This is a genomic window from Methanocalculus natronophilus (genome assembly GCF_038751955.1).
Classification (GTDB): domain Archaea; phylum Halobacteriota; class Methanomicrobia; order Methanomicrobiales; family Methanocorpusculaceae; genus Methanocalculus; species Methanocalculus natronophilus.
In genome coordinates this window covers 1-626 of sequence record NZ_JBCEXH010000084.1, presented here as the reverse complement: position 1 = coordinate 626, position 626 = coordinate 1, and the positions used below count along the sequence as shown (strand labels likewise).

The window sequence follows — 626 nt, the reverse complement described above, 5'->3', positions numbered from 1 at the left end:
CTCTAAACGTTATGAGTTAGCAAAAGTTGGACGTTTTAAGGTCAACCAAAAACTTGATGTTTTAGCGCATCTTGAAGGCAAAGTCATGGCGCAAAACGTCATTGATAAAGAAACAGGAGAAGTAATTGTTAAAGAAGGTACTGAGATTGATAAAGATGTCTTAAGTATCCTTGATCAAAACCGTCACAACTTTTCACAACCTTTACCAGGGGTTTTAAGAGAAAACATTGAATTTGACTTCCAAGTTCAAAAAGATATTCTCGATGCCAACCCTTATTTAGATTGGTTAGGTGACGATGAAAAGCTGCTTCATATCAAGTACCAAAGATACTGGAGTGCAGAAGCTTACGCCAATGAATATTTAAAACAACAAGGACATGACCAAAAATCATTTGTTGAAGCCGAAGGTAATGACGCTTATGAGACAATGATTCAATCTATTGAAGAGACATTAAGTAAAGATGAGCTCTATTTTGAACTTGCACAAGTTGAAATTTTAGAAGTTGAGCATAATACCAAAGAAGATAAAAACATTAAAGTCCGTGTCATCGGAAATGATTCTACTGAAACCGCGGAGAATTTAGTCCCTTCTGATATTGTGGCTTCAATGGGGTATTACTTAAACC

The 626-nt window shown here is 35.8% G+C and carries 1 protein-coding gene; it reads left to right on the top strand.

Features of this window, described 5'->3' with window-relative positions; all coding sequences use genetic code 11:
• Nucleotides 1-626 (top strand): hypothetical protein (locus tag ABCO64_RS10555; protein ID WP_343089441.1); only part of this gene is annotated, 626 nt, incomplete at both ends.